Annotated in this window: 6 protein-coding genes; 2 read left to right on the top strand and 4 right to left on the bottom strand. The window is 54.5% G+C overall.

Annotated elements, in window-relative coordinates; translation table 11 throughout:
• On the top strand, nucleotides 1–811 hold an 811-nt coding region (locus tag ACWB12_RS10755), incomplete at its 5' end, for an ABC transporter permease (protein WP_479530083.1).
• 12 nt (nucleotides 812–823) lie between these two features.
• Here ACWB12_RS10755 and ACWB12_RS10750 read toward each other — a convergent pair.
• From ACWB12_RS10750 to ACWB12_RS10740, 3 genes are all read right to left on the bottom strand, one after another.
• Complete coding sequence (locus tag ACWB12_RS10750; RefSeq protein WP_479530082.1) at nucleotides 824–3043, bottom strand: nitric oxide reductase activation protein NorD; 2220 nt, start codon at nucleotides 3041–3043, stop codon at nucleotides 824–826.
• Between the two features lie 24 nt (nucleotides 3044–3067).
• On the bottom strand, nucleotides 3068–3871 hold the full coding sequence (locus ACWB12_RS10745; protein WP_479530081.1) for an AAA family ATPase: 804 nt from the start codon (nucleotides 3869–3871) through the stop codon (nucleotides 3068–3070).
• A gap of 111 nt (nucleotides 3872–3982) precedes the next feature.
• Nucleotides 3983–5368, bottom strand: a complete 1386-nt coding sequence (locus tag ACWB12_RS10740) for a ribulose-bisphosphate carboxylase (protein ID WP_479530080.1) — start codon at nucleotides 5366–5368, stop codon at nucleotides 3983–3985.
• Between the two features lie 115 nt (nucleotides 5369–5483).
• On the opposite strand from ACWB12_RS10740, the gene ACWB12_RS10735 reads away from it, so the two are divergent.
• Nucleotides 5484–6419 carry a LysR family transcriptional regulator gene (locus ACWB12_RS10735; protein WP_479530079.1) on the top strand — a complete coding sequence of 312 codons (936 nt, stop codon included), beginning with the start codon at nucleotides 5484–5486 and terminating at the stop codon, nucleotides 6417–6419.
• A 301-nt stretch (nucleotides 6420–6720) separates the two neighbouring features.
• On the opposite strand, the gene ACWB12_RS10730 is transcribed toward ACWB12_RS10735, so the two are convergent.
• A partial coding sequence (locus tag ACWB12_RS10730; protein WP_479530084.1) for a transposase domain-containing protein occupies nucleotides 6721–6824 on the bottom strand: 104 nt, incomplete at its 5' end.

The following is a 6824-nucleotide window of genomic DNA, read 5'->3' as shown; positions in this document are numbered from 1 at the left end:
TATCCGTGGGGATCGCGGTATCACATATGCGCAAAATCTGCCGAAAAACTCCCATGTGACGCAGGGCGAATGGTGGCCCGCCGATTACACCGGCCCGCCCCTGATCAGTTTTGCCGAAGAAGAAGCAAACGAAATTGGCCTGAAAATCGGTGACATGCTGACGGTGAATATTCTTGGCCGTGATATCACCGCCCGTATCGCCAATTTCCGCGCCGTGGATTTTTCCGACGCCAGCATCAATTTTGTCGTCACGATGAACCCTTCCGCACTGGCCGGCGCCCCCCATACGTCAATCGCCACCGTTTATGCATCCGAACAGGCCGAGGCTGGGTTACTGCGCGACCTGATGCAGGAATTTCCCAACATCACCGCGATCCGAGTGCGTGACGCCATCGCGCGGGTCTCAAAGGCGTTAAGCGGGATCGCTGCGGCCACATCCTATGCCGCTGGCATCACACTGCTAACCGGATTTGTTGTGTTGATCGGAGCTGCCGCCGCAGGCGAGGCGGGCCGAACCTATGAGGCCGCAGTGTTGAAAACAGTCGGCGCATCGCGTTGGCGTATCCTGACCAGCTTTATGTTGCGCACCGCCATTCTGGGGGCCGCCGCCGGGGTGGTCGCCTTGTTCGTTGGCGCAATGGCGGCGTGGGGCGTGGTGACCTTTGTGATGAGCACAGGTTACCAGTTTGATGTGATTTCGGCGCTGACAATCATTGCTGGCGGGGCCGGTGCCACGCTTTTGTCAGGGTTGGCCTTTGCCTGGCGCCCACTTGCAGCGCGCCCCGCACGCGTGTTGCGAATGCAGGAGTAGAAGGCCGAACGGTCAGCGGGTCAGCGACAGGAACAGTTTTGGCAGCTTTTCCGGCAGGCTTTCGACCCGATCGATAACCGCAAAATTATTACGGCCAAAGATATCGGCGATGTACTCGTCGGCCTTTGGATCAAGACTGATGCAATAGGTTGTCACCCCTTTGCTGGCCAGCTCGCCCACCGCCAGATGGGTATCGTCCATCAAATATTTCGGGTCCTGCACATCAATATCATGAGGCTCGCCATCAGTCAGCACCAGCAACAACTTTTTCTCCTCGGACCGATGCGCCAGATATTCGCCTGCATGGCGCAGAGCCGCTCCCATACGCGTAGAATTACCCGCTTTCATTGCACCTAGGCGGGCCTTTGGCTCTGGCCCCCAAGCCTCGCCAAAGCCTTTGAAATGAGTGTAGCGCACCTCGAACCGAGTATTGGAAGAAAATCCGGCAATGGCAAACGGATCACCCAGAGCATCGACAGCGGTGGCCAGCAAGGCGGTGGCCTCCTGGCTGAGTTGCAGAATGCTGGCATCGGCGCCCTCAACTGTGTCGTTGATAGATTCTGAAAGATCGAGCAACAAAAGCACCGAAATATCGCGCCCGTCTTTGACATGGCTTTGGTGGATACGGGTGTCGGGCGTGGTGCCAATGCGAAAGTCAATCGCGGCGCGAATGGCCACATCAATATCCAGATCATCGCCCTCTTCCTGATAGCGAATGCGTTTGCGTTGTTGCGGCTTTAGCAGCTCAACAATCTGTTTAAGCTGCGCGATGAGCCGCTGATGTTTGGCCAGCAAACCATCAATCAGGCTGGCGTCGCCCTGTGGCTGGATCGCCTCGTAAACCGTGGCCCAATCAGGGCGGTAGTTCTGTATCTGGTAGTCCCATTCAGGGTAATGGCGCGGCGGCAACAACCCGTCGTCAAGTTTCTGTGCATCACGGTCGGCGGTGTTGTGATCCGAGTGAAACTCATCGTCGTTATCTGGCTCTTCGAGGAAAATCCATAGGTAGCGGTTGTCATCCCGATAGCTCACTTCGGTGTCTTCAAACCAGACTTTGGGCTGGCGAAAGCTATGCTCGTGGTTGTCCCGTAGCCAATGAATGCCCAGCTCGATACTGATTTTAGCGTCATGCGGGTTTTGAGCAAAGGCAGTGCGGAATTTTTCCACAGCCTCGAGCAGGGCTGGGTCGCTATATCGGTGATCAGGATTAAGCAACGCGTATGAAAGCATCGCCAGTTTATGGCGGATACAGGACCAGCCATCGGGGCAGGAACCGGGTTTGGGTATCGGATGCAGTGATAACCAGAGGTGGCGCAATCCGGGCAGTTTTTCCATCGCCAGATGTTCAACCCGTGCATCCTCGAACATTTCGATGCAGATGTGTTGAAACACGCTAAAATTATCGGCCAGATACGGCTCTGACCACATTTTATGGGCCATCATATGTGCGATCATCGCGCGGTAACGATTGATGCCTGCAACGCCGTTCCAATCCTCGTAAACATCGGGGATATGCAGCCCTTGGCGGTCGAGATGCTGGCGTGGTTTGCGCTCGGTATCTAAGGCCTCGGAATAGGGGCGATATTCGGCGTCTTCGTCCCAAAAAGCACGGGCAAATAGGTGCAACTGGCGCTCGTGGTCCATGAACAGGGTGCCGTTGCGCTCCTTGACCAGCATCGCCTTTGCATCGGCACTTTGCAGGCTGAAATAGTCAGGCAAACGGTGCGGGTGATCGCTGTAAACGCGGATGCCGTAGGTGATCCAGTTTGCTACACCCGCCATCGACAATTGGCCGAACAGATAAGGCGCGCGCTCAACCAGTGCGGTGGTGCCCTCTTTGGCATTGAGCACCATTTCCCTAACCAGTTCCAACCAACCGCGCAAGGATTCCACGCTGTTCAGGCGCCGTGCAATTGCGGGTAATGTAGCCAGAAATGGCGCATAGGCCCCGCGCACCGCATATTCCGATAAAAAGGCGGTAGTGGCGGCAATTTCGGGGATTATTTCCGGCTCGGAGTAGCGCACAACCTCTGGAATTTCATCAAGAAAGATCAACACCAATTCGGTGCCGCGCCCAAGTGCTGCAACCCTATCAGCCCCCGTCAGCCATGCTTTCAGGTCATCATCATTCAGCACGCTTTGTGCGTTATGCAGGGCGTCCTCGAATATATCGTCGATGCGTTTGACCGTGCTGCTTAGGCGGTCGCGCCAAATCTGGGTTTCAGGTGTCATGTCCGCCCTCCGCCGCCTTTTGTTTTAGCCAAGAACCAGATCAACTGCCGCATCCAACGTGGCGCGGATGTCTGCATCATCGGTCAGCGGGCGCACCATAGCCATTTTGCTGGCCTCAACCGGATCAACGCCCTTGCCAATCAGCATCGCCGCATAGACCATCAGGCGGGTGGAAATACCCTCGTCAATGCCGTGTCCCTTAAGGTTGCGGGCGCGGTGCGCGATATCAACCAGCTTGCTGGCCAATGCCGAGTCAACACCGCCCTCTATGGCAACGATGGTGGCCTCGACCACTTCGTCAGGATAGTCAAAATCAAGCGCGGTAAATCGTTGCTTGGTGGACTGTTTCAAATCCTTCATCAGGCTCTGGTAGCCAGGATTGTAGGAAATCACCAGCTGGAAATCCGGGTGCGCCTCCAGCAGCTCGCCTTTTTTATCTAGCGGTAGAACGCGGCGATGATCGGTCAGCGGGTGGATCACCACTGTGGTATCCTGACGGGCCTCGACCACCTCGTCCAGATAGCAAATCGCCCCGATGCGAGCCGCAACCGTGAGCGGACCATCCTGCCAACGGGTGCCGTTTTCATCCAGCAAAAACCGCCCTACCAAATCGGCTGCCGTCATGTCCTCGTTACAGGCCACGGTGATCAGCGGCTTTTGCAGTTTCCACGCCATATATTCGACAAACCGCGATTTACCACAGCCTGTCGGGCCTTTGACCATTACCGGCAAGCGGCACGCATAGGCAGATTCATAGAGCGTGATTTCGTTGGCGGTTGCCTGATAAAATGGCTCGTCTGTGATGCGGAATTGATCCGTGTCGCTCATTATATCACCCTTTTGATATGTGCTCTTTATGAAAGAAATGCGCCATGCCGCAGCTCTTTGATAAAGAGGCCCCTACCCCGCCGCAAAGACGGGATAGGGAAAGGGTAATGCTTACTTGTGCACGCCCAGTTTTTCGCGCCAACCCGGATAGATCGCATCCGCATCTGACGAGAACGATTCAAACGCGCCGCGCATTTCTTTATGTTCTTTGGCGAATTCTACCAGATCGATACCGTCCTGCCATGCTTCATAGGCCTGACGCAACGATTTTGCACCATCCGCAATACCGTCCTTGTGGCCCAATGCACCGCCGCCAGACGTCTGGATCACGTTACAATGGCCTAGGTTCTCAAAGAAACCAGGCAGACGCAGTGCGTTCATACCGCCGGAAATAATTGGCGTGGTTGGTTTCATGCCTTCCCATGGCTGGGTATAGTGCGTGCCCTTGGAAACATCATCAATCAATGCATCGGCCAAAACGGTGTCGCTGTTATAGCCTTCCATTTTACCAAAGCCCATGGTGCCGGTGTGGATGCCGGACGAGCCGGACATACGCGCCCATTTCATGTGGGCCAAAGCGGTGTAACCACGGTTGGATTCTTCGCCCGTGACCATGCCGTGACCAGCGCGGTGATAGTGAATGAACTGGTTGCCAAAGTGACGACGTGCCGTTGTGACCATGCCGCAACCGCCAACAAAACCGTCAACCAGCAGGGCAACGTTTTCAGCCAGAAAGCCGAACTGCTCCAGCACATATTCACCACGAGCGATCATTTCATTGGGGTCATCCGCGGTGATGTTGGCCGAGAACAATTTGGACTGGCCGGTTTCATCCATGGCGCGTTTCATTGAATCCACGATCAACGGAATGGATTCTTTCATCGGAGCATATACTTGGTTTCCCTGTGGCTCGTCATTCTTGATGAAATCACCACCCAGCCAGAACTGGTAGCAAGCCTCGGCAAATGGTTTCGGGCGCAGGCCCAGTTTCGGTTTGATGATTGTGCCCACAACCATGCCGCCATTTTCCAACGGACGGCCCAGAATGCGCCACATGTCTTTGATGCCCTTGTTGGGGCCATCAAACAGACGCAAGAAATTTGGTGGCACAAAGAAGTCGAGCAATTTGGCGTATTCAACGTCGCCCATTGCCTGGTTGTTGCCAATCATACAGGTCATCAACGACACAACCATGGCGCGGCCATCGGTGATGTTGCGGTCGAACAGATCGATCGGGAAAGCGATTTTCATCAGCTCTTTTTCTTCATCTATCTCGTAGCAAATCGCATCCAGACCCATGGCAAAATCATCCGTCGTGGATGTGGCCACATTGGTGCCAGTCGAACTTTCGGCGCAAAAGTGTGCAGCGGTGCCGATATAATCAAAAAAACCGTCGGCCGGTTTCATTTTATAGGCAGCAAGAACGTGTTTGCCCGCAGCAATAAGGTCCGATTCTTTCAGGGTCAGGTCGCTGTAACGACTGGTTTGGTCTAGCATGGTATCCTCCTCGTTTGGTCAATGGCGGTGCGGTTTCCCGCATGGTGGACTTGGTAAACGATTCGGAATATAAATAATAATCGATTGTTTCTACTGAAGGTATAGGTTTTTATCTATGAAAGGCTTGCCCCCCTCCCTGATCCTGCCCAATGTGTCTTTGCGCCAGCTGCAAATATTTGAAACCGTCGTGCGGCTGGACGGCTTTACCCGCGCCGCCGAGGCCCTGAACCTGAGCCAGCCTACAGTATCCATGCAAGTGGACAAGTTGAGCAAAACACTCGGCCTGCCGCTAATGGAGCAAGTGGGGCGCAAGATGCATATGACAACGGCGGGTCGCGAGGTTTACTCGTTAACGCAGGATATACTGGTACGGGTCGGTGCACTGGGTGATCTGGCGGACGAATTGCAGGGTGTGGTCAAAGGCGAGTTGCGCATCGCGGTGATCACCACGGCGGCCTATTTCATGCCGCATCTTTTAGGAGCTTTTGTGGAAACGCACCCAGAGGTGCAGCCGCGCCTAACCATTACCAATCGGGCCGAAGTGCTTGAACGGCTGCGCTCCAATCAGGATGATCTGCTGATTATGGGGCAGGTTCCCGACGAAATCGCGGTCAAGGCCTATCCGTTTATCGACAATGAAATGGTGGTGGTCGCCGCCCCTGATCATCCGTTGGCGGGACTACAGAATGTGTCGCTCAAACAAATCAGCCAAGCGCGGTTTTTAGAGCGTGAACCGGGGTCTGGCACCCGCAAAGCTGTTGAACGGATGTTCTCTGAACAGGGTCTATCGATCACACCCTATATGGAACTGGGCAATGCCGAAGCGATCAAACAGGGGGTGATGGCCGGATTGGGTATTTCGGTATTATCACGGCGCAATCTGGGGCTTGAGTTGAGCAACCGCCATATTATTGTGCTTGATGTGGTTGGCTTTCCCTTGATCCGCCGCTGGTATGCAGTGCATCTACGAGACAAGAAACTTTCGCTTGCGGCGCGCAGTTTTCTGGTCAGCCTGCTGGACGACAGCAATGCCATTCTGGAAACAGGTTGAATGAACACCCCCATGCCTATTTCGAAGCCTTTGAGTGCGCGCACGCGTATCTTTTTACGAACATCTTCATGGGTCAGAACCCAAACTCTATATCTTTTTTCCGAAGGCTATCAGAAACCCATTCCAAACCCGACAGCGAATTAGACCAAGATGCGGACTGCGCGTGAAGTTGGGGGTCGACCGCATGGTCATAGTCGAGCGCAATCCAGCGGTCGATGACAGGGCAGTTGTTGAAATAGGCTTGAGGCGCAAAACATTTGCACAATACTCAGATCGATTGTAAGCGGTGCCCCGTTCCCACCTAAGCCTTAAAATTCCACGGTAGCAGGTCTTCAATGTCACTTTGTTTGTGCCCGTTGACGATGGCAGTAAGGATGCCGGAGATGTATGCGTGCGGTTCCACGG

Source organism: Profundibacter sp., assembly GCF_056498605.1.
This window is presented reverse-complemented; position numbering and strand designations above follow the sequence as displayed.